This is a genomic window from Alloyangia pacifica, assembly GCF_900116195.1.
GTDB lineage: Bacteria > Pseudomonadota > Alphaproteobacteria > Rhodobacterales > Rhodobacteraceae > Salipiger > Salipiger pacificus.
On sequence record NZ_FOZW01000013.1, the window covers coordinates 150,046 to 174,878 of the forward strand.

At 67.9% G+C, this 24,833-nt stretch carries 28 protein-coding genes and 1 pseudogene; 18 read left to right on the forward strand and 11 right to left on the reverse strand.

The window, feature by feature from the left end:
- Positions 1 to 30 precede the first annotated feature (30 nt).
- Complete coding sequence (locus BM397_RS23355; protein ID WP_092428959.1) at positions 31 to 1,335, reverse strand: ABC transporter substrate-binding protein; 1,305 nt, start codon at positions 1,333 to 1,335, stop codon at positions 31 to 33.
- Between the two features lie 150 nt (positions 1,336 to 1,485).
- Here BM397_RS23355 and BM397_RS23360 point away from each other — a divergent pair, with 150 nt between their 5' ends.
- Positions 1,486 to 2,283: an IclR family transcriptional regulator gene (locus tag BM397_RS23360; RefSeq protein ID WP_176806810.1), complete on the forward strand. Its 798-nt coding sequence runs from the start codon at positions 1,486 to 1,488 to the stop codon at positions 2,281 to 2,283.
- Between the two features lie 38 nt (positions 2,284 to 2,321).
- Positions 2,322 to 3,167, forward strand: a complete 846-nt coding sequence (locus BM397_RS23365; RefSeq protein WP_092428955.1) for an amidohydrolase family protein — start codon at positions 2,322 to 2,324, stop codon at positions 3,165 to 3,167.
- A gap of 3 nt (positions 3,168 to 3,170) precedes the next feature.
- Here the strand turns inward: BM397_RS23365 and BM397_RS23370 are convergent, their stop codons facing one another.
- From BM397_RS23370 to BM397_RS23390, 5 genes are all read right to left on the reverse strand, one after another.
- Positions 3,171 to 4,274, reverse strand: a complete 1,104-nt coding sequence (locus BM397_RS23370) for an extracellular solute-binding protein (protein ID WP_092428953.1) — start codon at positions 4,272 to 4,274, stop codon at positions 3,171 to 3,173.
- The gene (locus BM397_RS23375; RefSeq protein WP_092428951.1) at positions 4,271 to 5,464 is read right to left on the reverse strand and encodes a CaiB/BaiF CoA transferase family protein; all 1,194 of its coding nucleotides are present in this window, start codon (positions 5,462 to 5,464) and stop codon (positions 4,271 to 4,273) included. The genes BM397_RS23370 and BM397_RS23375 overlap by 4 nt, the downstream gene beginning before the upstream one ends.
- Positions 5,465 to 5,624: 160 nt before the next feature.
- Positions 5,625 to 5,918 carry a DUF1330 domain-containing protein gene (locus tag BM397_RS23380; protein WP_092428949.1) on the reverse strand — a complete coding sequence of 98 codons (294 nt, stop codon included), beginning with the start codon at positions 5,916 to 5,918 and terminating at the stop codon, positions 5,625 to 5,627.
- Positions 5,919 to 6,087: 169 nt separating this feature from the next.
- Positions 6,088 to 6,453, reverse strand: a complete 366-nt coding sequence (locus tag BM397_RS23385) for a rhodanese-like domain-containing protein (protein ID WP_176806809.1) — start codon at positions 6,451 to 6,453, stop codon at positions 6,088 to 6,090.
- A 68-nt stretch (positions 6,454 to 6,521) separates the two neighbouring features.
- Positions 6,522 to 7,070 carry a YgjV family protein gene (locus BM397_RS23390; RefSeq protein ID WP_176806807.1) on the reverse strand — a complete coding sequence of 183 codons (549 nt, stop codon included), beginning with the start codon at positions 7,068 to 7,070 and terminating at the stop codon, positions 6,522 to 6,524.
- Between the two features lie 195 nt (positions 7,071 to 7,265).
- Here BM397_RS23390 and BM397_RS23395 point away from each other — a divergent pair, with 195 nt between their 5' ends.
- The 5 genes from BM397_RS23395 to BM397_RS23410 all read left to right on the forward strand — a co-directional run bounded on the left by BM397_RS23395 (position 7,266) and on the right by BM397_RS23410 (position 11,493).
- A complete protein-coding gene (locus BM397_RS23395; RefSeq protein ID WP_092428943.1) occupies positions 7,266 to 7,898 on the forward strand; it encodes a TetR/AcrR family transcriptional regulator in 633 nt (210 codons plus the stop codon).
- Between the two features lie 140 nt (positions 7,899 to 8,038).
- Entirely contained in the window at positions 8,039 to 8,617 is a 579-nt protein-coding gene (locus tag BM397_RS23400; RefSeq protein WP_092428941.1) for an OsmC family protein, read from the forward strand.
- A gap of 85 nt (positions 8,618 to 8,702) precedes the next feature.
- On the forward strand, positions 8,703 to 8,873 hold the full coding sequence (locus tag BM397_RS29405; RefSeq protein WP_176806805.1) for a hypothetical protein: 171 nt from the start codon (positions 8,703 to 8,705) through the stop codon (positions 8,871 to 8,873).
- Positions 8,874 to 9,056: 183 nt separating this feature from the next.
- A complete protein-coding gene (locus BM397_RS23405; protein ID WP_092428939.1) occupies positions 9,057 to 10,316 on the forward strand; it encodes a flavin-containing monooxygenase in 1,260 nt (419 codons plus the stop codon).
- Between the two features lie 40 nt (positions 10,317 to 10,356).
- Complete coding sequence (locus BM397_RS23410; RefSeq protein WP_176806803.1) at positions 10,357 to 11,493, forward strand: FAD-dependent oxidoreductase; 1,137 nt, start codon at positions 10,357 to 10,359, stop codon at positions 11,491 to 11,493.
- 176 nt (positions 11,494 to 11,669) lie between these two features.
- On the opposite strand, the gene BM397_RS29410 is transcribed toward BM397_RS23410, so the two are convergent.
- On the reverse strand, positions 11,670 to 11,819 hold the full coding sequence (locus tag BM397_RS29410; RefSeq protein WP_176806801.1) for a hypothetical protein: 150 nt from the start codon (positions 11,817 to 11,819) through the stop codon (positions 11,670 to 11,672).
- 297 nt (positions 11,820 to 12,116) lie between these two features.
- Here BM397_RS29410 and BM397_RS23415 point away from each other — a divergent pair, with 297 nt between their 5' ends.
- From BM397_RS23415 to BM397_RS23445, 9 genes and pseudogenes are all read left to right on the forward strand, one after another.
- The gene (locus tag BM397_RS23415) at positions 12,117 to 12,473 is read left to right on the forward strand and encodes a group I truncated hemoglobin (RefSeq protein WP_092428935.1); all 357 of its coding nucleotides are present in this window, start codon (positions 12,117 to 12,119) and stop codon (positions 12,471 to 12,473) included.
- Positions 12,474 to 12,483: 10 nt separating this feature from the next.
- Positions 12,484 to 13,533, forward strand: coding sequence for an adenylate/guanylate cyclase domain-containing protein (locus BM397_RS23420; RefSeq protein WP_092428933.1), 1,050 nt, complete (start codon positions 12,484 to 12,486; stop codon positions 13,531 to 13,533).
- Between the two features lies 1 nt (position 13,534).
- On the forward strand, positions 13,535 to 15,442 hold the full coding sequence (locus BM397_RS23425) for a hybrid sensor histidine kinase/response regulator (RefSeq protein ID WP_092428931.1): 1,908 nt from the start codon (positions 13,535 to 13,537) through the stop codon (positions 15,440 to 15,442).
- The gene (locus BM397_RS23430; protein WP_092428929.1) at positions 15,439 to 16,137 is read left to right on the forward strand and encodes a response regulator; all 699 of its coding nucleotides are present in this window, start codon (positions 15,439 to 15,441) and stop codon (positions 16,135 to 16,137) included. Before BM397_RS23425 ends, BM397_RS23430 begins: the two co-directional genes overlap by 4 nt.
- Before the next feature lie 92 nt (positions 16,138 to 16,229).
- Positions 16,230 to 16,667: a globin domain-containing protein gene (locus tag BM397_RS23435; RefSeq protein ID WP_092428927.1), complete on the forward strand. Its 438-nt coding sequence runs from the start codon at positions 16,230 to 16,232 to the stop codon at positions 16,665 to 16,667.
- 10 nt (positions 16,668 to 16,677) lie between these two features.
- The gene (locus BM397_RS29805) at positions 16,678 to 16,809 is read left to right on the forward strand and encodes a hypothetical protein (RefSeq protein ID WP_256218778.1); all 132 of its coding nucleotides are present in this window, start codon (positions 16,678 to 16,680) and stop codon (positions 16,807 to 16,809) included.
- 25 nt (positions 16,810 to 16,834) lie between these two features.
- Positions 16,835 to 17,872, forward strand: a pseudogene (gene cysK / locus BM397_RS23440) (cysteine synthase A); the annotation flags it as partial.
- 105 nt (positions 17,873 to 17,977) lie between these two features.
- Positions 17,978 to 18,334: a glutaredoxin domain-containing protein gene (locus tag BM397_RS29810; RefSeq protein WP_245696196.1), complete on the forward strand. Its 357-nt coding sequence runs from the start codon at positions 17,978 to 17,980 to the stop codon at positions 18,332 to 18,334.
- Positions 18,335 to 18,346: 12 nt separating this feature from the next.
- Positions 18,347 to 19,588, forward strand: a complete 1,242-nt coding sequence (locus BM397_RS23445; protein ID WP_092428923.1) for an MFS transporter — start codon at positions 18,347 to 18,349, stop codon at positions 19,586 to 19,588.
- Positions 19,589 to 19,662: 74 nt separating this feature from the next.
- Here the strand turns inward: BM397_RS23445 and BM397_RS23450 are convergent, their stop codons facing one another.
- The 4 genes from BM397_RS23450 to BM397_RS23465 all read right to left on the reverse strand — a co-directional run bounded on the left by BM397_RS23450 (position 19,663) and on the right by BM397_RS23465 (position 23,020).
- Positions 19,663 to 20,001, reverse strand: coding sequence for a hypothetical protein (locus BM397_RS23450; protein WP_092428921.1), 339 nt, complete (start codon positions 19,999 to 20,001; stop codon positions 19,663 to 19,665).
- A gap of 166 nt (positions 20,002 to 20,167) precedes the next feature.
- Positions 20,168 to 21,472 (reverse strand): TRAP transporter large permease, encoded by a 1,305-nt coding sequence (locus BM397_RS23455; RefSeq protein ID WP_092428919.1) that lies wholly within the window; start codon positions 21,470 to 21,472, stop codon positions 20,168 to 20,170.
- 25 nt (positions 21,473 to 21,497) lie between these two features.
- On the reverse strand, positions 21,498 to 22,025 hold the full coding sequence (locus BM397_RS23460) for a TRAP transporter small permease (protein WP_245696188.1): 528 nt from the start codon (positions 22,023 to 22,025) through the stop codon (positions 21,498 to 21,500).
- A gap of 5 nt (positions 22,026 to 22,030) precedes the next feature.
- Complete coding sequence (locus BM397_RS23465) at positions 22,031 to 23,020, reverse strand: sialic acid TRAP transporter substrate-binding protein SiaP (protein ID WP_092428917.1); 990 nt, start codon at positions 23,018 to 23,020, stop codon at positions 22,031 to 22,033.
- Positions 23,021 to 23,210: 190 nt separating this feature from the next.
- Here BM397_RS23465 and BM397_RS23470 point away from each other — a divergent pair, with 190 nt between their 5' ends.
- Positions 23,211 to 24,107 carry a dihydrodipicolinate synthase family protein gene (locus BM397_RS23470; protein ID WP_092428915.1) on the forward strand — a complete coding sequence of 299 codons (897 nt, stop codon included), beginning with the start codon at positions 23,211 to 23,213 and terminating at the stop codon, positions 24,105 to 24,107.
- Between the two features lie 34 nt (positions 24,108 to 24,141).
- Positions 24,142 to 24,822: a GntR family transcriptional regulator gene (locus BM397_RS23475; RefSeq protein ID WP_092428913.1), complete on the forward strand. Its 681-nt coding sequence runs from the start codon at positions 24,142 to 24,144 to the stop codon at positions 24,820 to 24,822.
- The last annotated feature ends 11 nt before the right edge of the window (positions 24,823 to 24,833 follow it).

Genomic DNA, 24,833 nt, shown 5'->3' on the forward strand with positions numbered 1-24,833 from the left:
GCGCTGGGGCGGCCCGCGAAGGGACGCGGCTCAGAGCTCGCCGGCATCCTCGAGGATGTAGGTCGCCTCTTCGGCGGCCGTGTCGAGCGCCTCCTGCGGGGTCTTGTCCCCGAGGATCGCCGCCTGCAGTTCCGGGTAGAGCACGTTGGTGATCTCGATCCAGCTCGGCGTCTGCGGCACCGGGAAGGCGGTTTCGGCGGCCACCTGGAAGGCCTTCAGCACCTCGGTGCGATAGGCGTCGCCCTCGGCCTCTGCGATGACATGCTCCCAGACCGACTGGCGCGAAGGCAGCGGACCCGCGGCGCTTTCCAGCTTCTGGCTGTCCTCGTTGGTCAGGAACCAGACCAGCGAGGCGGCGGCCTCGGGGGTCTCGCAGTCCTGCGTGACCGAGAAACCGTGGAAGCCCGACCAGCCCGAACGGATGCCCGCCGAGCCCTTGGGCGGCGGTGCGACGCCGACGTTGCCCGCGACCTTCGAAGCTTCGGGGTCGTTAAAGAAGCCGGCCCAGCCCGGCCAGTCGAGGTTCAGCGCGACGGTGCCCGAGGCGAAGCCCTGTCCCAGATCGTCCCACAGGTAGTTCGGCACGCCCGCGGGCACCGCCTGCGCCTGGTAGAGATCGACGAACCAGTTAAGTGCTTCGACACCCGCTTCGGAGTTGAAGGCGGGGCGGCCGTCGGCGTCGAGGAATTCGCCGCCATCGGCCACGAGGATCTCGTAGAAACGTCCGGCGATGGCCTCTTCCTTACCGGCGTATTGCGTGCCGTAGAAGTTCGGGGCGTCGGCGAAGAACTTCGCCTGATCCGCCACCTGGTCCCAGGTGTCGGGCACCGCCAGGGGGTAGCCGTATTCCGCCTCGAAGGCGGCGGCGTCGGCCTTCTCGTAGATGTCCTTCTGGTAATAGAGCGCCGAGACGTCGAACTGCGCGCGCGGCAGCATCACCAGCTTGCCGTCCAGCGTCGCCGACTGGATGTTGCCCGGCACGAAATCGGCCAGTGACTCCTCGGGCAGGTACGCGCGCAGGTCGACGTAGATGCCCGGGTACTGGGGCGCGAAGGACGAATGGTTCGAGCCGACACACCAGCCGAGCTGGCCGGTGGCGATGTCGGACTTGATCTCCCGGTCGAGCTCGAAGTGGTTCTTCTTCGAGATCACCTCGACCTTTGCGCCGGTCGCGGCCTCCCATTCGGCGATGCGTGCATAGAGCGGTTCATATTGCTGCCCGCCGATGAGCTTCGCCTCGATGGTCACCCCCTCGAAGCTGCCCGGCAGATCCTGCGCGGAAGCGGCGGTCGCCAAGGCCAGCACCGCCGCCGAAGCGGTCGTCAGATAATTCATGGGTCTCCTCCCTGAAAATCCGTGGGGGCTATCCCCTCACTTATGGATAATCTATTTATATGCAAATACACTGGGAGGCGCCTGTCAAGGAAATCCGCTGGATGCGCAGAACGTATTCTTATATGAATGACGCAATTCACAGAGAGCAGCATGACCGACACCAATGATCGCTACCGCGCGCCCGCGCTCGACAAAGGGCTCGATATTCTCGAGTTGCTTGCCGGGATCGAGGGCGGGCTGACCCAGGCCGAGATCGCCAAGGCGCTCGGCCGTTCGCCCAATGAATTCTACCGGATGCTCGAGCGACTTGCCCGGCGCGGTTACGTCGCCCGCGTCGAAGGGGACCGCTACGCGCTGACGTTGAAGATGTTCGGCATGGCGCAGTTTCACGCGCCGACGCGCCGGCTGGCCTCGCTGGCGACGCCCTTGTTGCGCGATCTGGCCGAGCGCACCCGGCAGGCAAACCAGTTGGTGGTCTTCGATCGCGGCAACGCCGTGGTGATCGCCCAGCAGGAGGCCCCGGGCTACTGGGGCATCTCGATCCGCGTCGGCAGCCACATCAACCTCTTCGACACCGGCTCGGGCAACGTGCTGCTGGCCTTCTCCAGCCCCGAGCGGCGGCTGGCCATGGTGGCCGAGAACAGCGACACCGGCGCCCCGGCGCGCGCGATTCCTGCCGAGCTGGAGGCGCGCTTCGAGATCGTTCGCGGCCGCGGCTACGAGGTGAAGCCCTCGGCGCAGACGGTCGGTGTCACCAACCTCTCGGCCCCGGTGCTGTCACCGAGCGGCGAAGCCATCGCCGCGGTCACCATTCCCTACCTGCCGCTGGTCGACGGCGAAGCCGCGCCCAGCCCCGAGGAGGCGACGAAGGCGCTGGTCGAGACCACGGCCGAGCTGTCGCGATTTGCCGGATATGGCGCGGAGGGGGAGACATTCGCATCTGAATGATCCATTCTTGGGTGAATGACTTGCTCAGGGAGGAGCACATGCAAGAGCCCGCGATTCTGGACAGCCACCTTCACCTCGTCGACCGCAGCCGGCTCGACTACCCGTGGCTGTCCGGGGCTCCGGCGCTGGACCGGGACTGGCTGCTGGAGACCTACGCCGAGGAGGCCCGCCGCATCGGCATTGGCGGGGCGATCCACATGGAGGTGGATGTCGCCGACGCGCGTCTCGAGGATGAGACCGACTGGATCGCGGAGCTGGCCGCCAGCGGCATCTTCCCGATCCGCGGCGCGATTGCCGCCTGCCGCCCGGAATCGGCCGAGTTCCCGGCTTTCCTCGACCGTTCGGCTGCGCGCGATCTCGTCGTCGGCTTCCGCCGCGTGCTGCACGTGGTGCCCGACGAGGTCTCGAAAGGGGAGCTTTTCCGACAGAACATCCGCCTGCTTTCGGGCCCCGATCTGCCCTTCGATCTCTGCGTGCTTGCCCGCCAATTGCCGCTGGCCATCGAATTGGTCGACTCGGCCCCCAATACCCGCTTCGTGCTCGATCATTGCGGCGTGCCGGATATCGAGGGCGGACAGTGGGATACCTGGGCGCGCAACCTCTCCGAGATCGCGAAGCGGCCAAACGTCTGCGCCAAGATCTCCGGTGTCGTCGCCTATGGCGGTGCGGGCTGGACGCTGGACGAGCTGAGCCGCTGGGTCACCCACACCGCCGAGACCTTCGGCCCCGAGCGCATCTGCTGGGGCGGTGACTGGCCGGTGAACACGCTGGGCGGCGGGCTCTCCACCTGGGTCGCCGCCACCCGCGCGATCTTTGCCGGCTGCAGCGCGGAGGAGCGCGCCGCGCTCTATTCTGGAAACGCGGCGCGGATCTGGAAGCTCTGAACCTCAGAAGGTCGCGGTGAACATCCGGTCGAGGTCGCCCATGGCGGCCTCGAGCTTCCCGTCCCTCAGCGCTGCGTTGATCCGCTCCGAGGCCTCCTGCTGGAACGGCATGTAGCCGTCATGGCGGGGGCGCATCCAGGCGGCATCCAGCGTCGCGAGCGTGCCCGAGTAGAAGCCGCCGGCGCCCGCATCCACCGTCGGCGAATCCCAGGCATCGCGGTGCCCGGCCTGTCCGCTCGCCGAGGCCCAGAGTCCGGCCTGCGCCTCGGGGCCCGCCGCGTGGCGGGCAAAGGCGATGGCCGCGTCCGGGTGCTTGCAGAAGGCCGACACCGCCAGCCCGGTGCCGCCGAGAGCGCTGCCCTTCGGTCCGGTGCCGGGTGCGGCCTCGGGGATGTCGTGGAAGGTGACACGGTGCGGCGCGGCGTCGGGCAGGGAATAGCTGATATAGCCATAGATCAGCGGCGCGCAGGCGATGCGGTCTCTTGCCGCCATTTCCGCAAGCACGGTGATCGGGTCCATCCCGAAGCAGGCGGGGTCGACCTGGGCCGCCAGCGCCTGCAGCAACGCCAGGGCGCGCAGGCCGCCGGCGCGGTCGACAAAAGGCACGGTGCCATCGACGCGACAGGGATGCCCGAGGTTGGCGCAGAGCGTGTAGAAGCTCATCAGCACATGCGGTGGGCGCAGCGGGATCATCACCCGCCCTTCGGCTGCGAGGCGCATCACCCCGTCCCAATCGGTCACCGGTGCCGTCAGGTCCGGCCGCACCGCCTGCACCTGCGCTGCGGCATCGACCGGGTAGGCCCATTGGCTGCCCTCCCAGGTGTAGCTCTCGTAGGAGCGCCCGAGCGAGCCGGCGGCGATCTCCGGGGCGTCGGGCAGGGGGATCAGGCACGCTTCGCCGGTGATCTGCCCGACGTGCGGGTGGTCGATGATGACGAGGTCGTAGGCCTTGGCCAGATCGAGCACCGGGTAGCTCTCGAAATCCTGCAGGGAGCGCCGGTCCCAGCTGATCGAGACGCCGTGCGCGGCCTCCCACTCGCGCGACAGGGCGGCGAGCGGGTCGTAGCCGCGCGGGTGGTCCCAGGTCATGCCCTTGAGGGTGATCATAGTCCGAACTCCTTGCGGATCGTCTCCGAGTGCTCGCCGACGCGCGGCGCGGCGCGGCGGCCCGCCGGGCGGCGGCCGTCGATGGTCAGCGGCGCGCGGGTGGTGTCGATGCTCACGCCGTCGTCGCGGGTGACGGTCTGCAGCAGGTCGAGGCGCCGGAACGCCTCAGCCTGCATCAGCTGCGACCAGTTGAGCACTTCCGAGCACCAGATGTCGGCGGGCTGCAGGATGGCGAGCCAGTCGGCGACGGTCTTCTCGGCGACGCGCTCGGCGAGCCGCGCCTTGATCGCATCGCGGGCGCTGAAGGCATCGCTGGCCGGGCGTCCGGCAAGGTCCGGCATCTCCATCAGCTCGGCCAGCCGGTCGAGCGGGGTCATCGCCAGCGCGAGATAGCCATCCTGAGCCGCATAGACGCCGTAGGGGGCGCCGAGGTAGGCGTGGGCGCCGTTGGTCTGCGAGCGAGTGGGCAGGCGGCGTCCGTCGTTGAGCCAGGTGGTCAGAACCTCGAACTGCAGATCGACCAGTGCCTCGAGCAGCGAGGTCTCAACATGCCGTCCGATGCCGTCCATGCCGCGCCGCACCAGCGCGGCGAGGATGCCTTGCGACAGCGCCACCCCGGCGAACATGTCACCCACCGCGAGCCCCATGGGCACCGGGCCCTGCGCCGCGTCGCCGGTCAGCCACATCAGCCCCGAGCGCGCCTGCGCCAGCAGATCCTGTCCGGGGAACTTCACCCAGGGGCCGTCGTCGCCATAGCCCGAGATCGAGCCGTAGACGAGACGCGGATTGAGCGCGTGCATCTCCTCCCAGCCGACGCCGATGCGGTCCGCCACGCCGGGGCGGAAATTCTGGATCATCACGTCGGCCTGTCCCACCAGTCGCTTCAGAGCCGCGAGGTCCGCCGGGTCCTTCAGGTCGAGCGCGAGGCTCTCCTTGCCGCGGTTGATGGCGTGGAAGATCGTCGAGTCACCGCCGATCTCGGTGTCCGACAGGTAGAGCTGCCGCGACAGGTCCCCGGCGCCTGCACGCTCGATTTTGATCACCCGCGCCCCGAGGTCGGCGAGCCGCAGCGAGCAGTAGGGGCCGGAGAGGAACTGGCTGAGATCGACCACCAGCAGCCCTTCGAGCGGACGCTCGGGCAGGGCCTCTGCCGGGCTGCGGGCGGAGTCTGTCGGGGGGCTGGCGATCATCGTGACTCATTCTTCTGTGAAGTAACTACTCACATATGAATGAATGCTTCACCCATGGCGCGTCAAGCCTGTTGCGTGGGGACGATGTGAAAACGCGCGGCTCCCGTTTCCCAGGGGCCGCGCGCGCTGCGGTCGGAAGCGGCCTTGCTGGCCCGGATCGTCAGCCCAGATCGCCCTCGAAGATCACCAGCTCGCGCGTGGCGGCCTTCGTGGCGAAGGCGCGTGCGGCCTGGTAGTCGGGGTCTTCGTAGCAGGCCCGGGCCTTGGCGAGACTCTCGAATTCCACCAGCAGGACGCGAGACTTGTCGCCCGCCTCCACCAACGCGGGGGCGTCATCGCCGCGCCTGACGGTCGCGCCGTATTTCGCGGCGACCGGGGCCCAGAGACGCCCATACTCCGCCTGCGCCTCGGGGTCGGTCACATCGGTGCCGAGCACCAGCCAATAGCCTTTCATCGGGGTCTGTCCTTCGCTGTTGGGTCGTTGCGGTGCAGGTCTAGCGCGGGGATCGGGAGGCGGAAAGGGCTCGGGCTTTCCGACGAGTTCGTCGCTGGCGGATAGGTTTCACGAAAGAAAACCTCCCGCCGCGATGCACGGCGGGAGGGAACTTCAAAAAGACCCGGGGTCAATATTCGGTGCGATGTCCGGCGTCGATCCAGGCCTGTGTCCCGCCCTCGACGAAGGCGACGGTCTGCACGCCTGCCTTTGCAAGCGCGTGAGCGGCGAGCGCCCCCATCGGGCCGGCCTGACAGGCGGTGACAACCGCGCCTGCGTGGGCGCGTACCTCGGCCGGGACATCCCCGGCCTCGAGCCGGTCGAGGGGCAGGACGATTGCGCCGGGGATGCGGCCCGTGGTCTTGGCGATGGCCTCTGCGGGGCGCGGGTCGATGAAGAGCGCGCCCCCGGCGTGGCGGATCGCTGCCTCTTCGGCGGTGATCGAGGGAATGGCCGCACGGGCCTCTTCGACGCGGGTGTTGAAGCAGTTTGCCATTGGTTTGATCCTTTCATGGCTGAGGGAAGATGCGGCATCGCCGCGGGAGTGAAGTCGGAAGGCAGAGGTCAGGCGGCGGCGGGCAGGGCTGCCTGCCGCGTCCGCCATTCCCGCCGCAGCGCTGCCGCGCCGATGCCGGCCGAGAGCAGCGCGCCCATCAGCCCGGGCAGTGCACCGACGACGAGGTCGTAGCCGATGCCGAAGGGCGAGGCGCAGAGCATGACCGCGCGCATCCGCAGCGTGTCGTCCTGCATCCGACCGATCATGATCAGGCAGCAGGCGGTCATCGCGAGCGCCGAGGCGAGCCCGCTCCAGGTCAGTGCGGTCACCAGCCAGACCACCGGCAGGAAGCCAAGGCCCATGTGCCGCAGCCAGGGGCGGTCCCCGGCGGCGAGGGCGATGAGCGTCTGGCTCGCGCCGATGGCGCAGACGCCGGTGCCGCTCCACTGGCCGAGCAGCGCGTATTGCGCGGCGTAGCAGCTGGCGATGCAGAATTGCGCCGTGAGCATCTGGCGGCGCTGCTTGAAGAGCGGCCAGACCAGTTGTCCGGCCAGTCCCACCGATCCGAAAAGGACCGCCGGGGAAACTGCGGGGATCAGGGCAAGAATGTCGGGCATCATGGCCTCCATGGGAACAGACTGTTTGGTCTGCATTGAACGTACCAATCGGTCTGTTTCCGGGGGAGGTGCTTCCGGGTTTCGGTTGTTTCATCCGCGTATCAGCGCGTTTCAGCCGTGTTTTGGCTCTATGTCTTGCGCGAAACCTGTGGGGCGCGTAGCCTGAATACCGACTGATTGGTTTGGAGATGACCCATGTCGCGCAAGGGAGAGCAATCCCGCGAACACATTCTCGGGGCCGCCCGCGAGCTGGTGATGGAGAAGGGGTTTGCCGGAACCGCGATCGACGACATCCTGCGCAGGGCGGGGGTCTCGAAGGGCGCCTTCTTCCACCATTTCGGGTCCAAGGCCGAGCTCGCGCGCGAGCTGGTGCGTTGGCACGCCGGGCAGGATATCGAGATGTTCCGCACCCTCGCCGCCCGCGCCGAGGCGACCCATGACGACCCCTATGACCAGCTGCTGATGTTCCTGCAGGGTTTCGAGGCCTACATCTCCAATCCCGAGCAGCCCTCGCGCGGGTGCATGTACGCGGTCTATACTTACGAGAACGCCCAGTTCGACGAGCAGGTGCGCGGCATCGTCGCGGAGGTGCTGCGCGAGTGGACGGCGATCTACATCCGCAAGTTTCAGGAAGTGCTGGACGTGCACCCGCCGCGCATGGAGGTCTCTGCCCGGCAGCTCGCCGAGATGATCGTCTCGATCATCGAGGGCGCGCTGGTGCTGCAGCGCGCCTATGGCAAGCCCGACATGACCGCCCGCCAGTCGCGGCATTTCCGCGACTATCTCGCGCTGCTCTTCGACAAGCCGGCGCAGGCCTCCGCGGCCTGAGCCGCGCAGAATTCCCCGCGTGAAACGAATGAAACAGCCCGCGCAATCGGCCTGAAACGCGGGGCCGTCAGAACTTCTGTCCATCGGAAGGGCACAGCGCCCGACGAGTTCACCAGACCCCAATGGACAGGAGTTCAGACATGACCACCCAGACCCTCGAGAAGCCCGCCAAGATCGCCATGAACGGCGTCGACGTCCCCACTTTCCTCGCCACGCTCGGCGTCGTGGGAGAGACCCCGCAGATCGCCCAGTTCACCTTCCGCGCCAATGGCGAATGGCTCTCGGGCACCCACAGCCGCACCGCTTTCCCGGGTTTCCACGGTGCCATGCAGGAGATGCAGCACCGCCGCGACTACGCCGTCGAGAGCGACCACCCGCAGGTGCTCTGCGGCGAGGACAATGGCGTGACCCCGGTCGAGCTGCTGCTGGCGGCGCTGGCCTCCTGCATCACCGCGGGCATCGGCAACATCGCCTCGATCCGCCAGGTGAAACTGCACGCGGTCGACACGAAGATCGAGGGTGACATCAACCTCAACGGCATCCTCGGCCTCGACAAGACCGCCCGCAACGGTTTCACCGGCATCCGCATGGCGGTGAGCATCCGCGGCGATGCCCCGCAGGAGAAGCTGCGCGAGATCGTCGAACAGTCGGTCGCCCGCTCTGCCGTCTTCGATGTGTTGAGCAACGGCGTGCCGGTCTCGGTCGAGCTGGCCGGCTGAGCCTTCCCGACAGGCTGATCAAAGACCGCCCGCGCCGACCGGGGCGCGGGCCGCCCCCTCCATTCCCGAATGAAAGGACGATCCCATGCCCCGCTTCCAATCCTCCGCGACCACCCCCAGCTACGGTTCCGGCTTCGACAACGTCGCCCTGCGTGACACCTTCGCCGACTTCCGGGCCTGGTGGGACCGCAAGTGCCTGCTGGACGACGCAGCGCCGCAGGCGGCCCCGCAGGCCCCGCTGGCAAAGGCCGCCTGAGCCACGAGACCTGCCTCCCTTCCTCCCATCCTCCCGGACGGCCCGTTGCCTTCGTGCAGCGGGCCGTTTGGCTGTTCGGAGCGTCGGGCGCGCTGAAACAGTCGAAACGCGAAAGCAGCTTTCCGGAGGCCCGGACGAAACACGGCGCGGCCACTCTTCGGAAAACCGCAACGGAGAAGTCCCATGAGCACCGCAACCAGCGTCCTGATCCTCGGGGCCGGCCAGGCCGGCCTTGCCCTCAGCTGGTCCCTGTCGCACCGCGGCGTGGACCATATCCTGCTCGAACGCGGGCGGGTGGGCGAACGCTGGCACTCCGAGCGCTGGCCGGGGCTGCACCTGCTGACGCCGAACTGGATGAACCGCCTGCCGGGCCCCTGGGCGGGGTCCGAGCACGGGGCCGAGCCCGAGGGGTTCATGTCCGCCGCCGACTTCGCCACGCGGCTCGAGAGCTACCGCGAAGCCATCGCGGCCCCGGTGGTGACCGGCTGCGAAGTGCAGTCAGTGACGCATGAAAATGGCCGCTACCGCGTGGTCGCGGGCGGGCGGCAATGGTTCGCACGCGCCGTGGTCATCGCCACGGGCGCCTGCGACCAACCGGCGGTGCCGGCATGGGCCGCAAACCTGCCGGAGGAGATCACCCAGATCGTGCCGACGCGCTACCGCGGCGCGGAAAGCTTGCCGGAGGGCGGCGCGCTGGTCGTCGGCGCCTCGGCCACCGGGGTGCAACTGGCCTCCGAGATACGGGCCTCCGGGCGCGCGGTGACGCTGGCGGTGGGCCGCCATGTCCGCGCGCCACGTCGCTACCGAGGGCGCGAGGTCTTCGAGTTGCTTGCGCAGAGCGGCTTTCTCGACAGCCGACGCCCCGAGGACGCCGATCCGGCGCACCTTATGGCACTGCCCTCGCTGCAACTCACCGGCTCGGGCGGAGGCGGGGCGCTCGGCCTTGACCGGCTGCGGGCCATGGGTGTGCGGCTGGTGGGGCGGGCGCTCGGGGCCGAGGACGGGTCGCTGCGTCTCGATCCGGCGCTCGGCGCCGAGATCGGCGCGGGCGAGCGGCGTCGGCGCAAGCTGCTGACCCATCTCGAAACGCATCTTGCGGAGGTCGGCAGCGCCTTGCCCGCGGACCCGGAGGCCTGGGCTGCGCCCGATCTGCCGATGCGCGGGCCGGCGCGCCTCGATCTGGCGGCGCAGGGTATCCGGACCGTCGTCTGGGCCACCGGTTTCCGCCGGGCCTACCCGTGGCTCCACCTGCCGGTGCTGAATGCGGCGGGAGAGCTGGAGACCGACCGGGGGTTCACCGCCATGCCGGGCCTTTACGCGCTTGGCCTGCCGTTCCTGCGCCACCGGGCCTCGGCCTTCATCCACGGCGTCGGGCGCGATGCCGAAGAGCTCGCCCCCCTCATCGCCGCCGGTCTGCGCCGGGGTGTTCCCCTTGCCGCCTGACACATCTCAACGTGACACACTTCAACATGGGAATTTCGACATGACCAAAGAGACTTATGACGCACTCATCGTGGGCGCCCGCTGCGCCGGGGCTGCAACGGCCCTGCAGCTGGCCCGCAGCGGCGCAAAGGTGCTGCTGATCGACAGCGCCCGCGCCGGGAGCGACACGATGTCCACCCACGCGCTGATGCGCGGGGCGGTGATGCTGCTGGAACGCTGGGGCCTCGCCGCGCCGCTGCGCGCCGCCGGGACGCCGCTGATCGCGCGCACGAGCTTCATCTACGGGCCCGAGGTCTTCGACATTGATCTCCGCCCCGAACATGGCGTCGAGGCGCTGATGGCGCCGCGCCGCTTCCTGCTCGACCGGATGCTTGCCGAGGCCGCCGCCGAGGCCGGGGCCGAGCTGCGCTTCGAGACGAGCTGCACCGGGCTCATCCAGGACGCACAGGGCCGCGTCGTCGGGGCCCGGCTGGCCTTTCCGGATGGCGGCATCCGCGAGGTTTCCGCCGGGCTGGTCATCGGCGCCGACGGCAAGCGATCGCGCGTCGCGCGGCTTGTGGGCGCCGAGGGCACGCGGCAGGCGCAGCACACGGTGGCCTGCGCGTACCAATACGTCTCGGGCCTGCCCAACCGTGGATTCCGCTGGCATTTCGCCGAAGGTGCGGCGGGCGGGATCATCCCCACCAATGACGGCGCCAGTTGCGCCTTCGTCGCGCTGCCGGAACGCGCCGCCGCCGAGTTGCGCAGCGCCCCGCTGCAGGAATTGGCCGCGCGCCACATGCCGGTGATGGCCGAGGACATGGCGGGCGCCGAGCCGGTCGAGGCGCGGGTGATCTTCGCGGGGCTCAAGGGCTACATGCGTCGCTGCGCCGGGCCCGGCTGGGCGCTGGTCGGCGATGCCAGCTGGTTCCGCGACCCGATCACCGCCCATGGCATCACCGATGCCTTCCGCGATTCCGAGCTGCTCGTCGAGGCGGTGAAGACGGGCACGCTCGGCCGCTACGAGGCGCAGCGGGATCACCTGTCGCTGCCGATCTTCGACCTTTCCGATCGTATCGCCAGCTTCGACTGGTCGCTGGGTGACCTGGCCGGGCTGCACAAGCAGCTGAACCGCGCGATGAAGGCGAACCAGGGATGGATTGCCGGCGCGCGCGACGAGGTCCGGCGCGTGGCGTAAGGAAAAGGCCGGTGCATCTGGAACCGGGCGAGCGCGGGGCCATGGGCCGGCACTCGCCCGGCGTGGCGTCACCCAGGGTCCGGGAGGATCCGCGCGGCGCGGGTTCATCAACATCGAGGTTCAAGAAAAAGGGCCCGCCAGTTCGGCGGGCCCTTCGGCGTTTCGGCAAGCGTGCTTCAGCAGTTGTGGATGCGCCGGAAGATGCGCTGGCGTTCGGCTTCGACGATCTCGTCGGTGCCGCCGGGCAGGGCGCGGAGCGCGCGGCGCTGGCGGCGCGCGGCGCGGCGTTGTTGCATGGCTTCGTGCAGGTCGTTCAGGGCTTTCATCTGGTCTGTCCTTCTTCATCGGGGTGATGAGGAAGTCTCGCCCGCAGCGGTTTCAGCCCGATGTCCGCCGGCGGTCCAAAAGGTATCCTCGGTAACGCCCCGCTCCCCGCGCCCTGAAACAATCGAAACAAAGCCGCGCCTGCCGCGACACGCGCCTGAAACATGGCGCACCAAGGCTGGACTCTCCCTTTGAGACGAAAGCCTTGCCACAGAGGTGCAAGATCCCGCATGTTTGTAGAGCATTACACGACAGCGCATTCTTACGCCGAGGAGCCGCACGCTCCGGGGGAGGTGGCCATGGAGAAGTCCCTGTTCGACAAGTACGGCGGCTTTTCCGTCGTCAGCAAGATAGTCCTCGACCTGTATGACCGGCTTCTGGACGACGATGACGTCGGCCCGTTCTTCGACGAAATCGACATGGCCCGGATCGTCGATCACCAGACCAAGTTCGTCTCCTCGCTGATGGGCGGACCTGCTTCCTACACCGACGATCAGATCCGCAAGATGCACGCGCATCTCGAGATCCATCAATTGCACTTCGACAAGCTCCAGACCCTGCTGCGCGCGACGCTGGCCGATCATGGCGTCGCGCCCGAGGATCAGGATGCGATCCTCGGCGCCTTCGAGGCGCGCCGGAACCTCGTGACCGAATAGGAGCAGCGCCATGACCATCGCCGCGATCAACGAGCAACTGCTGAGGGCGATCGGGGTCGGGGTGGCGCTGCTCGATCTGCAGAGCCTGCGCCTGCGCTTCTGCAACGACACCTTCCGCGGCTGGTTCGGCGAGATGGAGGTGGGCTCGAAACTGCTCGACCAGTTCCAGGACTTCGACGTCGAGGCGCTGCAGGCCGCGCTCGCCGCCGAGGGGCGCTACACCACCGAAACCACCTTTCGCCTGCGCCGCCGCACGATGACCGTGGCGATGGATTTCAACCGCGCGCTCGACGAGGACGAGCCGATCGCGGTGCTGGTGTGCCAGAACATCTCGCGCATCAAGGAGCTGGAGTCGATGATCGACAGCTACTCGATGATGGTCGAGCGCAACACCCGCGAGATCAAGCGCGAGAAGGAACAGGTCGAGAAGCTGCTGCTCAACATGATGCCGCGCTCGGTCTACGAGGAATACAAGACCTTCGGCATCGTCACGCCCCGGCTCTACGATCCGGTCTCGGTGGTCTGTCTCGATTTCGTCGGCTTTTCCGAGATGGTCAGCGCACATGAGCCGGGGGTGATCGTCTCGGAGCTCAACGACATCTACACCGCCTTCGACCGCATCGGCGAGCAGTTCGGCTGTGCGCGGATCCGGGCAGTGGGTGATCTCTACATCGGCGTCGCCGGGCTGCCCGATCCCACCGAGGACCACGCGCAGGCCGCCGCCAACGCCGCGATCCGTTTCATGCGCTACCTCAACCAGCGCAACGGCAGCCACCCGATCCAGTGGCGCTGCCGGGTCGGCATCGCCTCGGGCGCGGTGGTGGGGTCGGTCGTTGGCGTGCAGAAATACATCTACGACGTCTTCGGCCCTGCGGTGATCACCGCCAGCCAGCTGCGCTACAAGGCCGAGCCGATGACCATCTCGGGCAACCGCGCGGTGGTCGAGCGGCTCGGCGATGAGTTCACCGCCGCCGAGGCGGGCAGCATCACGCTCTCGGATGGCAGCGAGGAGACGGTCTTCCGGATTGCCGCCGAGATGCGCGCGGCGCAGGAGCGCTGAGATGGCGGTGCGCTTCGATCCCTCGGTACCGGAAGCAGGGGACGGGCCCGCGCGCCGCCCTTCCGACATGCTCGAAGAGGTGATCGACGCGCTGACCGAGGGTCTGGCGATCTTCGACGAGAACGCCGTTCTACTGCGCTTCAACGCGGGCTTTTCCGAGATGAACCCGGCGGTGGCGGACCTGCTGGCCGAAGGGCTCGACTGGTCCATCCTGCTGCGCGAATGGGTCATGCGCGGCGGGCTGAGCGCCGGGGATGCCGAACGGCTCAGCTTCATGGAGGCGCGGCTGGCGGGGGGCGACTGGATGGTGACCCCGCTGGAGATCGAGGCCGGCGACCGGGTCACGGAGATCCTGCTGCGCAGCACCGCCGCGGGCGGCTTCGTGCTGGTGCAGAGCGACGTGACCGAGCGCCGCGCCTTCGAGGAGACCGAGCGCGCCGCCGACCAGCTGGTGCGCAAGGTGCTCGAGAGCTGCCCTGCGAATATCATCATGTCCCGGGTCGGCGACGGCGAGGTGATCTACCGCTCGCCGGCCGCGACAGAGCTTCTGGGCAGTGCCGAGCACACCCACGCGCATTTCGCCTCGCGCGCCGAGCGGGCCGATTTCATAACCGCCGTGCTGCCCGACGGGCGGGTCGACGACATGCCGGTGACCGGCATCCGCGCGGACGGTGCGCGCTTTCCGAGCCTCGTCTCGGCGCGTCTGATCCAGTACCGGGGCGAGGATGTGCTGGTCTCCTCGACCATCGACGTGTCGAAGGAGGTGGAGCTGCGCCGCCGCCTTGCCGCGCAGCGCGAACAGATCTTCCAGGCCGAGAAGATGTCGGCGCTTGGCGAACTGCTGGCCGGGGTGGCGCACGAGCTGAACAACCCGCTCTCGGTGGTCGTTGGGCATGCGCTGATGCTGCGGGACGAAGATATCAGCGATGATGTGCTGCGCCGGGTCGAGAAGATCTCCGACGCCGCCGAACGCTGCGCGCGGATCGTGAAGTCCTTCCTCGCCATGGCTCGTCAGCAACCGGCGCGGCTGGTTCCCATGGATATTTCCGAGACCGTCGAGACCGCCGTGGGCGCGCTGTCGCAGAGTGCAGAGGGTCTGGGCGCGGAGGTCTCACTGGACATTTCGCCCGACCTTCCGCCGGTGCGCGGCGACGCCCACCAGATCGCGCAGGTGGTGATCAACCTCGTGACCAACGCCGATCAGGCCATCGGCGAGAGCGGCACCGGCGGGCGGATCGACATCTCGCTGACCCACGACGCCGCGGCGCAGATGGTCGAGCTGCGCGTCGCCGACGATGGGCCGGGCATCCCCAAGGGCATCCGCAGCCGCATCTTCGATCCGCTCTTCACCACCAAGCCCGTGGGCTCGGGCACCGGCATCGGGCTGGCGCTTTGTCACCGCATCGTCACCGCGCATTCCGGGGTCATTTCCCTGGCCGAAGGCGGGCAGGGGGCGACGCTGCTGGTACGCCTGCCGACCACCGAGGCGGATGCTGGGAATGCGCCGAGCCAGAAGGACGCGGAGATATCCGCCGGGCGCGGCGCGGTGCTGGTCGTCGACGACGAAGAGGACGTCTCGGACCTGATCCGCGAGATCCTCCTTCGCGATGGCTTCGAAGTGACCGTGGCGAATTCCGCCGAGACGGCGCTCGATCTGCTGGCGGGGCAGGACTTCGCGCTGATCCTCACCGATCTCAACATGCCGGGTCTCGGCGGGCGGGGGTTCTACGAGCGGCTGCTGCGCGACCTTCCCGCGATGGCGCGCCGCATGGGATTTGTCACCGGCGACACGATGAGCCCGCAGGCGCGGGGCTTTCTCGACGGGGCCGGGCGGCCCTTCCTCGAAAAACCCATCGCCCCTGACGAGCTGCGGCGGCTCGCGCGCACCATGCTGGAGGGCGGCGCATGAGCGATCACGTGCTCATTTGCGACGACGAGCAGGACCTGCGCGAGATGGTCGGCGAGTACCTCGGCAAGCGCGGCTATCGCACCACGCTGGCGGGCGGGGCGGACGAGCTGCGCGAGAAGCTGGCGCAGGAGCGACCCGATCTCATCCTGCTCGATATCAACATGCCCGGCGAGGACGGGCTGTCCGTGCTGCGCAGCCTGCAAGGGCCCGAGGCACCGATGGTCATCATGCTGACCGCCGCCGGCGAGGTGATCGACCGGGTGGTCGGCCTCGAGATGGGGGCCGACGACTACCTTGCCAAGCCCGTGGACCTGCGCGAGCTCGCCTCGCGGATCAAGGCGGTGCTGCGCCGCCAGACCTCGGCGCCCGAAGAGGCGCCGCGCGAACGCACGCGCTTTCGTTTCGGCAAGACGTGGCTCGATCTCGATGCGGCAAAGCTCTTCGACGAGGAGGGCGTCGAGCTGCCGCTCACGGCCATGGAGTTCAACCTTCTGAAGCTCTTCGCCCGCAACCGCGGGCGGGTGCTGAACCGCGACCAGATCCTCGAAGGGGCGCACGACCGGGCCTGGGATCCCTTCGACCGTTCCATCGACATCCGCATCTCGCGCATCCGCAAGAAGATCGAGGTCAACCCTGCCAAGCCCGAGGTGATCCGCACCGTGCGCGGGGTCGGCTACATCTACGACCCGGGCTGAAACCTTTGAAACACGGGCGCTCCTGAGCGGACACAGGGCGGAAACCCGGGGCGCGCAGACTGGCTGCATCATCCGATCCATAGGAGAGCGCCATGACCCTGACACCGCAGAATATTTCCGACATCCGCGCCAGCTGGCAGGTGCTGGCTGCCGACGCCGATGGCTTCACCGCCGATTTCTACGCCGCGTTGTTCCGTCGCGACCCAGGCTTGCGTCCGCTCTTTGCCCACACCGACCTGCCCGCGCAGCGCAAGAAGCTGGTCGCGGCGCTGGCGCTGGTGGTGCGCCACGCGGACGACCTGTCGCCCGTGCTCGGCCCGCTCGAGGAGATGGGCGCGCGCCACGTCGGCTATGGCGTAAAGAACAGCGATTACGCGACCGTCGGCGGCGCGCTGATCGAGACCATGGAGGCGCACCTGTGCGAGGCCTTCTCTTCCGAGATCCGGGAAGCCTGGACGGCCGCCTACGGTGCGGTCGCCAGCACGATGATGGCTGGCGCGCAGGCCGCCGAAGCCCGCAAGTCGGCCTGAGGAGCGCGCCATGCCCAACGCACCCGCCCCCTCGATCCCGCCCGCCGCCTTCAGGGCGGCGGGGCCGCGCAGGCTCTTCGTCGCCGGCGCGCTCGCCTCGGCCTTCGGGGTCTTCGCCCATTGCATTCTCCCGCTCCTCTGAGCGCCTTTCACAAGAGGATTTTCCGATGACCAAGGCTTTCCAGAACATCCTGCAGACCGTCGGCAACACGCCCATCGTGCGGATAGGCAAGCTCGCGCCCGAGGGCGTCGAGCTCTACGTCAAGCTCGAGGCCTTCAACCCCATGAGTTCGGTCAAGGACCGGCTGGCGCTGGGGATCATCGAGGCCGCCGAGGCGGATGGCTCGCTCAAGCCCGGCCAGACGGTGGTCGAGGCAACCTCGGGCAACACCGGCATCGGCCTTGCCATGGTCTGCGCCGCCAAGGGCTACCCGCTGGTGGTCACCATGGCCGAGAGTTTCAGCGTCGAGCGCCGCAAGCTGATGCGCTTTCTTGGCGCCAAGGTCATCCTCACCCCGGCCTCGGAAAAGGGCTCGGGCATGATCGCCAAGGCGCGCGAGCTGGCCGAGAAGCACGGCTGGTTCCTCGCCCGGCAATTCGAGAACGAGGCCGGGCCCGACATCCATTCGCGCACCACGGCGCAGGAGATCCTCGACACATTCGACGACGCCCCGCTCGACTACTGGGTCAGCGGCTTCGGCACCGGCGGCACCCTGAAGGGCGTCGCCCGCAGGCTGAAGGCCGAAAGCCCGGGCACGAAGATCGTCGCCGCCGAGCCGGACAACTCCGCGCTCATAGCGTCCGGCTTTTGCCAGCCCTACAACGAGGACGGCTCGCCCGCCGCCAGCCATCCCGCCTTCCGCCCTCACTTGATGCAGGGCTGGACGCCGGACTTCGTGCCGAAGCTGGTGAACGACGTTCTGCAAGACGAATGGATCGACGAACTGCAGCCGGTGGCCGGGGCCGATGCCATGACCTGCGCAAAGGATCTGGCGCGCTACGAGGGCATCCTCTGCGGCACCTCGGGCGGCGCGACCTTTGCCGCCGCGCTGGAGGTGGCGCGGCGCGCGCCGAAGGGGTCGCGCATCCTCGCCATGCTGCCCGACACTGGCGAGCGGTACCTCTCGACGCCGCTCTTTGCCGAGATTGAGGAGGTGATGAACGCCGAGGAACTGGACATCGCCGCCTCGACCCCGCGCTTCCGCTTCGACGCGGGGGCCAGCGCGCCGGCGCCGCAGGCTGCGCCGGTCGCCGCGAGCGAAGAGGCGAAAGCCGAACTCGAAGCGCTGATCTCGGACCCCGAACAGCCGGTGGTCTTCTTCGCGCTGGAGTGGTGCGAATTCTGCTGGTCGGTGCGCAAGCTCTTCGCCGCCGCCGGGATCGCGTACCATTCGGTCGATCTCGACGGCGCAGCCTACCGCGAGGACGACCGTGGCGGCGCGCTGCGCAGGGCGCTGGCCGAGAAGACCGGCGCAGTGACCATTCCGCAGATCTTCGTCGGCGGGCAGCACGTCGGCGGCGCCACCGAGACCTTCGACGCCTTCAACAGCGGTGCGCTGCAGGAAATGCTGACCGCCGTGGGGCGCGAGGTCCATGCCGAGGGCATCGGGAATGCCTATGGCTTCCTGCCCGCCTGGCTGCATCCGCGCAAGCCGGCCACCGCCTGAGGAGGATCGAGGATGGAACAGGTCAAGCAGACCCCCGCGCAGCCCGACCGCTACCGCTGGATCATCGTTGGTGCCGCCTCGGTGGTGCTGGCGGTGGCCATGGGACAGCTGGTCAACGGGCTCTCGGCCTTCTTCACCCCGCTCGAGGAGAGCGAGGGCTGGAGCCGGGGCGACATCGCGCTGATCAACTCGGCGGGGCTGATCGGCCTCGCGGTGGGAGGCATCGCCATGGGTTGGCTGGCCGACCGGATCGAGACCCGCAAGGTGGTGCTGGCCGGAACCGTGGTCACCGGGATTTGCATTACGGCGGCCGGCTTTGCCACCACGCTCTGGCAGCTCTACACGCTGTTCTTCGTTGCCGGCGCGCTTGGCGGCGGGGCGCTTTTCGCACCGCTCTTCGCTCTTGTCGGCAGCTGGTTCCGTACCGGTGCGGGACTGGCGATCGGCATCGTCTCGGCTGGCCAGGCCATGGGGCAGGGTGGCATCCCGCTCGCCAATGCCATGCTGATCGACGCCCTCGGCTGGCGCGGGGCCTTCGTCGCCATCGGCATTGCTTCGCTGGTCATCATGGTGCCGCTGGCCCTGCTGGCGCGCGCGCCGAATTCCGGAACGGGAGGCCTCGGCGCACAGGCCGAGGAGGAGGCGCCCGCCGTCCGCCCTTCCGTCGTGGTGGTGCTGATGAGCCTTGGCGTGGTCTTCTGCTGCGCGCTGATGTCGGTGCCGCTGATGCACCTTGCCCCCTTGGTCGAGCTTTGCGGCGCGACCGGCCCCGAGGCCGGGGGCGTGGTCTTCGTGATGATGCTGAGCGCCATCGCGGGTCGGATCGCCTTCGGCAAGCTGGCGGACATGATCGGAGCGCTGCCCGCCTATCTTGCGGCCAGCGCCTGGCAGGCCACGCTGGTCTACGTCTTCATCCAGATCGACGACATCGGGCTCTTCTACCTTTTCGCACCGATCTACGGCTTCGGCTACGCCGGGGTGATGACCGGGGTGTTGACCTCCATCCGCGCGCTGATCCCGGCCTACTGCCGGGCCGGGGCGAGCGGCATCATCATCGCCTTTGCCTGGGGCGGTCACGGTCTGGGGGGGTGGCTTGGCGGTGCCTTCTTCGACATGACCGGCAGCTACGGTCTGACCTTCGGCGTGGCGGCGCTGGCGGGGGTGGCGAACCTGGCGCTGATCCTCACGCTCGGGGCGCTGGTGCTGCGCGGCAGGTCGGGCCCGCCCGCGCCGCTGAAACCGGCGATGGCGTGAGCGGGCGGGCCGAGCCGAGTTCCCCGGGCGCGGCGCGTCCGGGGCCAAGCTGTCCGCACAGTGTCAGGGCTTCGTCAGGGCTTCAGCAGCGCGCCCTGAGGCGGCACCGCCCGGTGCAGCCTCGGGCGTCGCCCGTCCCACCGGGGAAGGCGCGAGTAGCGCAGGACCAGAAACGCATCCACGGCGATGACCGCGGCATTGAGCGCGTAGAGCCAGACGATCGGCGGCAGCGTGCCGGTCTCGCTCCAGATCAGCAGCTTGGAGACCACCCCGCAGAGGTAGCCGAAACAGATCACCAGAACGAAGGGCAGGCTCTTGCCGCGCGCCTCCCGGGTGCGCATCATCTTGAAGATCGAGCAGTACCATCCGGTCGAAAAGGCGACCAGCATGATCGCTTCAAGCAGTTCAGACATGTCGGTGTTCCCGCATTGGTCGGACCGCCGGGTGTGCGGCCCCCGTTGATGCCGACGAGCCTGAGGGGCGAATGTTGCAGAAACCTTTGAATGTGGCCCGCCGCTGCGATGCAAGCGCGGCACGGCTGGCGGCTGCCTGCGATTTGGGCGTCGCAGGCAGCGCGGGTCAGAGCATCCCGGCGGCGCGCGGCAGCCAGAGCACGAGGTCCGGCACGAAGGTCAGCACCATCAGCAGCGCGATGAGGATCGCCAGGAACACCCAGACCTCGCGGATCATCTCGCTCACCGGGATGCCGTTCAGTGCCTTGATGATGAACAGCAATATTCCGTAGGGCGGCGTGATCAGCCCGATCATCATGTTGAACACCAGCACCACGCCGAGATGCGTCAGGTCAATTCCCAGCGCCGCTGCAGAGGGCAGGAACAGCGGCGTGACAACCAGCATGATGGTCGAGACATCGAGGAAACAGCCCATCGCGAGATAGAGCAGGTTGAGCAGGATCAGCAGCTGGATGGCGTTGAGATCCATGCTCTCGAAGAAGGCGAAGACGCTGGCCGGCACGCGCTCGACGGTGACCACGTAGTTGAAGATGAAGGCACCGCAGAGGACGATGGTGACGACAGCCGTGGTGCGCACCGTGGCGCGGACCACGTCGAGGAACTCGCGCAGGCCGAGCACGCGATAGGCAAAGACCGACAGCAGCAAGGCGTAGAAAGCCGAGACGGCGGCGGCTTCCGTGGGTGTGAAGACGCCGGTGTAGATGCCGCCGAGCAGGATCGCTGGCATCATCAGCGCCGGTGCGGCGCGCAGGAAGACCAGCGGGAAGGTCCGCCAGGGGATCGGCGTCTCGACGGGGAAGCCGCGGAGCTTGGCCATGATCATCACCGCGATGCCCAGCACCACGACCAGCAGGAAAGCCGGGATGACGCCGCCGAGGAACAGCGCGCCCACCGAGGTCGAGGAGATCAGCGCGTAGAACACCATCGGGATCGAGGGCGGGAAGATCGGGCCGACCACTGCCGAAGTCGCGGTGATGGCGCCGGCAAAGCCGCGCGGGTAGCGGCCGTCCTTGGTCATCATGTCGGTGATCACCTTGCCGACCCCCGCCGCGTCCGAGATCGCCGAGCCTGACATGCCCGAGAAGATCAGCGAGGTCAGGATATTGACCTGAGCCAACCCGCCCGGCACCCGGCCCACCAGCGCCAGGGCAAAGGTGAGCAGCCGGTCCGAGACCTTGCCCGCGTTCATGATGTTGGCGGCGAAGATGAACAGCGGCACCGCCAGCGCGACGAAATTGCCGAAGACCCCGTTCAGCACGTTCTCGGCGGCCAGCCCGATGTCGCGCCCGGCCATCAGCAGGTAGAAGACGCTCGAGACGATCATCGCGAGGCCCATGGGCAGCCCGGCCACGGTGATCATGACCAGCAGCCCGATCATCAGCAGCAGGGCGTTGTCGGCAAAGAATTCCATTGGTGTCCCTTGGAAGGCGTAGGGGTCAGAGCGCGTCGCGCCAATGCGGCCCGAAGAGCCGCAGCAGGCGCCCGAGCATTTTCAGCGTCAGCCCGACGACAAAGAGCAGGTAGCAGCCGTAGATCCAGTGCATCGGCAGGCGCAGCACCGGGCTTTTCTTGCGGGTGAGGAAGTCGAGGTAGTCGAGCGTCGGCAGGATCAGCAGGCCGAAGGCTGCGAGCGCGACGACCATGGTGAAGATCGCCATCACCCGCTGCGTGCGCGGGGATACGACGTCATAGACCACGTCGAAGGTCACGTGCTCGCGGATCGGCACGAGGAAGGCGGCGGCCCAGAACACCGTCCAGATGAAGGCGATCATCACGAATTCTTCGGACCAGACGAGCGGCGCGCCCATCACGTAGCGAAAGAAGATCTGCACGATGAACCCCGCGAAAGCCGCGAGGAACATCACGATGCCGACCGCATCGGCCGCCCGCGCAAGCAGGCGGCCAAGGGTTTCCAGAGCGCCGGGGCGGGTCGCCCCGGTCTCGGGATCGGTGCGGGCCGCCACGCGGATCACTCCGCCAGGGCGTTGATCTTCTCGGCCCAGCCCTCGGGCCAGTCGGCCGAGCGATCAGAGCTGAAATAGACCTCCTGCACGTGGCTGCGGAACGCCTCCACGTCGGGCTCGGTCACCTGCAGCCCCTCGGACTTGAAGAAGTCCACAAGCCGCTCCTCGTTGGCCACGCGCTCGGCGTTGTTCCAGTCGCAGGAGGCGACTGCGGCCTCGGTCATCGCGGTCTTTTCCTCGTCCGAGAGCTGGTCCCAGGTCTCGTTGTTGATCGCGATGTTGATGCCATCCACGAGGTGGCTGGTCAGCACGATCTGCTCGGTGACCTCGTAGAACTTCGCCGCCTCGACGGTGGGCAGCGGGTTGTCCTGCGCGTCGATGGTGCCGGTCTGCAGGCCGAGGTATACCTCGCCGAAGGGCAGCGGCGTCGGCGCGGCGCCGAGCGCACTGCCGAGGAACAGCCAGGCGTCGGAGCCGGGCATGCGCAGCTTCAGCCCCGCGAGGTCGTCCGGCGTGCTCACGTCACGCGCGCTGCGCAGGTTGAGCTGGCGGGTGCCGAGATAGCAGGTGTCGAGCAGCTGCACGTCCATCTCGTCCGAGACGGTCTGCTTGAACTCGGCGCCGATGTCGGAGTTCAGGAAGGCGCGGTAATGCTCAGGGCTCTGGAACAGATAGCCCGCGGTCAGCAGACCGTAGGCGGGGATCGCGTCGGCAATCAGCTGGTACGACAGGTAGGTCATCTCGGCATTGCCCCGCTGCAGCGCGTCGAGATCGGCACCCTGGGCAAACAGCGAGCCGGAATCGTAGAGCTGCACGTCGAAACGGCCGGGCACGCGGGCCTCCAGCTCGTCCTTGAACACCTGCATCGCCTTGGTGTGCAGGTCGGTCGGAACCGACGCGGTGGTGTACTTGATCTCGATCTGGTCGGCGGCGAGCGCCGGGGTCACCAGAGCCGTGCCGAGGGCAAGCGCGGTCAGCGTGCGTGTGAATGTCATGTCAGTCCTCCCTGAATTCCGTTTAAGGATTTTCGCCGCTTTGCCAATGGCCGGATCCTCCTCCGACGGCGATTGCAGCAGACTTTACAAAGCGAAGTGGCTTATGTAAACACTGATTGTATCAGTTATTGGATTAATAAAACAATCAAGCCTTTACGGCTGGTTGTCCCGTGAATCGGAGGAGAATGGGATGCGCGCAGGCACGGACTTCAGGGGGGTGGTCGGCGCCGCGGTGACGCCGGTGACCGCGGCGCTCGAGATCGACGTGCCGCGGCTGATCTCGCATTGCGACGCGATGCTGCAGGCGGGCTGCGCCTTCACCTCGGCCTTCGGCACGACGGGCGAGGGGGCCTCCTTTTCGGCAGACCAGAAGATCGCGGCGCTGCAGGCGATGAAGGATGCGGGGCATGACATGTCCCGGCAGGTGCCCGGCATCATCGCCGCCGCCGTCGAGGATGCGGCCCGGCTCTACCGCGCGTGCGCCGAGCTCGGCTGCCGCGCGGCGCTGATCATCCCGCCGTTCTACTACGCGCCCTCGTCCGACGCGGCGGTGGCCGAGTTCTACGCCGCCGTGGCCGAAAGGGCGGGCAGCCCCGGCCTCGACATCGTGCTCTACAACTTCCCGCATTTCTCGGGCGTGACCTTCACCCCGGCGCTGGTCCGTGCGGTGCAGGCAAAGCTCGGCGATCTGGTCATCGGCATCAAGGATTCCACTGGCGATCTCGAGGGCGGGCTCGAACTGATCCGCGTCTTCCCCGAGCTGTCGATCTTCACCGGCGACGACCGCATCCTGACGCGCGTGGTCGCGGCGGGCGGCGCGGGGATGATCGGCGGGCTGGTCAACCTCTTCCCGGCGGACAGCGTCACGCTCTGCGGTGGCAAGGTGGACGCGGCTTTCGAGAAACGCGCGGCGATGCGGATCGAGGCTGTTGACGCTCATGGCGGGCTCGTGGTTCTGAAGGCGCTCGTGGCGGCCCGCTATGGCGACGACGGCTACCGCCGGACCATGCCGCCGCTGGCCCCGCTCGAGGCCGGGCTGAGCGCCAGCCTCGCCGAAGAACTGGGCTTCACGGGCGAGACGCTCTGAGCCACCGCACGACAGGACGACAGGAGACAGGCTGATGCCGGGCAACCGCGCCGAGGAGACCCAGAAACGCCATGACGGGCGGGTCCGGCAATCGGGCTACGAGCAGTTCCAGAAGGCGCTGCTCGACGGCCGCCTGAGGCCCGGTCAGCTGGTCAGCCAGCGCGACCTCGTGGCCATGCTCGGCCTGTCGATCGGGGCGCTGCGCGAGCTTTTGCCGCGGCTCGAATCCGAGGGGCTGATCAACGTGCTGCCGCAGCGCGGGATCCAGATCCCGGCGATCGACCTGCCGATGATCCGCGACGCCTTCCAGATGCGCGCGGCACTGGAGCGGGAGGCCGTGCTCAACGCCATCCGCAGCATGCCCGACGAGGCGATCCGTGAGCAGCTCGCGCTGCACCGCGAGGTGCTTGCGCAGGTCGCGGCCGACCCCAGCGAGACGGTGCTGGAGCGCGGGCAGGAAATCGACACGGGGTTTCACGCGCTGCTGATCGGCGCGACGAAGAACGAGCTGATCATCTCGGCCTACGACATCAATTCGATCCGTATCCGGCTGATCAAGCTCGACCGTATTCGCCTCAGCGCGGTGACCCTGCCTGCCGCCTTCGCCGACCATATCGCGGTGATCGAGACGCTGCTGGCGCGCGATCCGGTGGCGGCGACGGCAGCGATGGACCGCCATATCGCCAACGCCCGCGAGCGGGCGCTGGAAATCTGATTTGAAGTGCT

What these genes read in the sequence shown, in the direction of transcription:
- BM397_RS23370 (WP_092428953.1), bottom strand. Translation starts at nt 4,274, where the DNA reads ATGATCACCCTCAAGGGCATGACCTGGGACCACCCGCGCGGCTACGAC.
- BM397_RS29805 (WP_256218778.1), top strand. Translation starts at nt 16,678, where the DNA reads ATGCCCAACGCACCCGCCCCCTCGATCCCGCCCGCCGCCTTCAGGGCG.
- BM397_RS23415 (WP_092428935.1), top strand. Translation starts at nt 12,117, where the DNA reads ATGGAGAAGTCCCTGTTCGACAAGTACGGCGGCTTTTCCGTCGTCAGC.
- BM397_RS23395 (WP_092428943.1), top strand. Translation starts at nt 7,266, where the DNA reads ATGTCGCGCAAGGGAGAGCAATCCCGCGAACACATTCTCGGGGCCGCC.
- BM397_RS23430 (WP_092428929.1), top strand. Translation starts at nt 15,439, where the DNA reads ATGAGCGATCACGTGCTCATTTGCGACGACGAGCAGGACCTGCGCGAG.
- BM397_RS23445 (WP_092428923.1), top strand. Translation starts at nt 18,347, where the DNA reads ATGGAACAGGTCAAGCAGACCCCCGCGCAGCCCGACCGCTACCGCTGG.
- BM397_RS23475 (WP_092428913.1), top strand. Translation starts at nt 24,142, where the DNA reads ATGCCGGGCAACCGCGCCGAGGAGACCCAGAAACGCCATGACGGGCGG.
- BM397_RS23375 (WP_092428951.1), bottom strand. Translation starts at nt 5,464, where the DNA reads ATGATCGCCAGCCCCCCGACAGACTCCGCCCGCAGCCCGGCAGAGGCC.
- BM397_RS29410 (WP_176806801.1), bottom strand. Translation starts at nt 11,819, where the DNA reads ATGAAAGCCCTGAACGACCTGCACGAAGCCATGCAACAACGCCGCGCC.
- BM397_RS23355 (WP_092428959.1), bottom strand. Translation starts at nt 1,335, where the DNA reads ATGAATTATCTGACGACCGCTTCGGCGGCGGTGCTGGCCTTGGCGACC.
- BM397_RS29405 (WP_176806805.1), top strand. Translation starts at nt 8,703, where the DNA reads ATGCCCCGCTTCCAATCCTCCGCGACCACCCCCAGCTACGGTTCCGGC.
- BM397_RS23435 (WP_092428927.1), top strand. Translation starts at nt 16,230, where the DNA reads ATGACCCTGACACCGCAGAATATTTCCGACATCCGCGCCAGCTGGCAG.
- BM397_RS23380 (WP_092428949.1), bottom strand. Translation starts at nt 5,918, where the DNA reads ATGAAAGGCTATTGGCTGGTGCTCGGCACCGATGTGACCGACCCCGAG.
- BM397_RS23360 (WP_176806810.1), top strand. Translation starts at nt 1,486, where the DNA reads ATGACCGACACCAATGATCGCTACCGCGCGCCCGCGCTCGACAAAGGG.
- BM397_RS23400 (WP_092428941.1), top strand. Translation starts at nt 8,039, where the DNA reads ATGACCACCCAGACCCTCGAGAAGCCCGCCAAGATCGCCATGAACGGC.
- BM397_RS23425 (WP_092428931.1), top strand. Translation starts at nt 13,535, where the DNA reads ATGGCGGTGCGCTTCGATCCCTCGGTACCGGAAGCAGGGGACGGGCCC.
- BM397_RS23450 (WP_092428921.1), bottom strand. Translation starts at nt 20,001, where the DNA reads ATGTCTGAACTGCTTGAAGCGATCATGCTGGTCGCCTTTTCGACCGGA.
- BM397_RS23365 (WP_092428955.1), top strand. Translation starts at nt 2,322, where the DNA reads ATGCAAGAGCCCGCGATTCTGGACAGCCACCTTCACCTCGTCGACCGC.
- BM397_RS23470 (WP_092428915.1), top strand. Translation starts at nt 23,211, where the DNA reads ATGCGCGCAGGCACGGACTTCAGGGGGGTGGTCGGCGCCGCGGTGACG.
- BM397_RS23390 (WP_176806807.1), bottom strand. Translation starts at nt 7,070, where the DNA reads ATGCCCGACATTCTTGCCCTGATCCCCGCAGTTTCCCCGGCGGTCCTT.
- BM397_RS23410 (WP_176806803.1), top strand. Translation starts at nt 10,357, where the DNA reads ATGACCAAAGAGACTTATGACGCACTCATCGTGGGCGCCCGCTGCGCC.
- BM397_RS23405 (WP_092428939.1), top strand. Translation starts at nt 9,057, where the DNA reads ATGAGCACCGCAACCAGCGTCCTGATCCTCGGGGCCGGCCAGGCCGGC.
- BM397_RS23455 (WP_092428919.1), bottom strand. Translation starts at nt 21,472, where the DNA reads ATGGAATTCTTTGCCGACAACGCCCTGCTGCTGATGATCGGGCTGCTG.
- BM397_RS23465 (WP_092428917.1), bottom strand. Translation starts at nt 23,020, where the DNA reads ATGACATTCACACGCACGCTGACCGCGCTTGCCCTCGGCACGGCTCTG.
- BM397_RS23385 (WP_176806809.1), bottom strand. Translation starts at nt 6,453, where the DNA reads ATGGCAAACTGCTTCAACACCCGCGTCGAAGAGGCCCGTGCGGCCATT.
- BM397_RS23420 (WP_092428933.1), top strand. Translation starts at nt 12,484, where the DNA reads ATGACCATCGCCGCGATCAACGAGCAACTGCTGAGGGCGATCGGGGTC.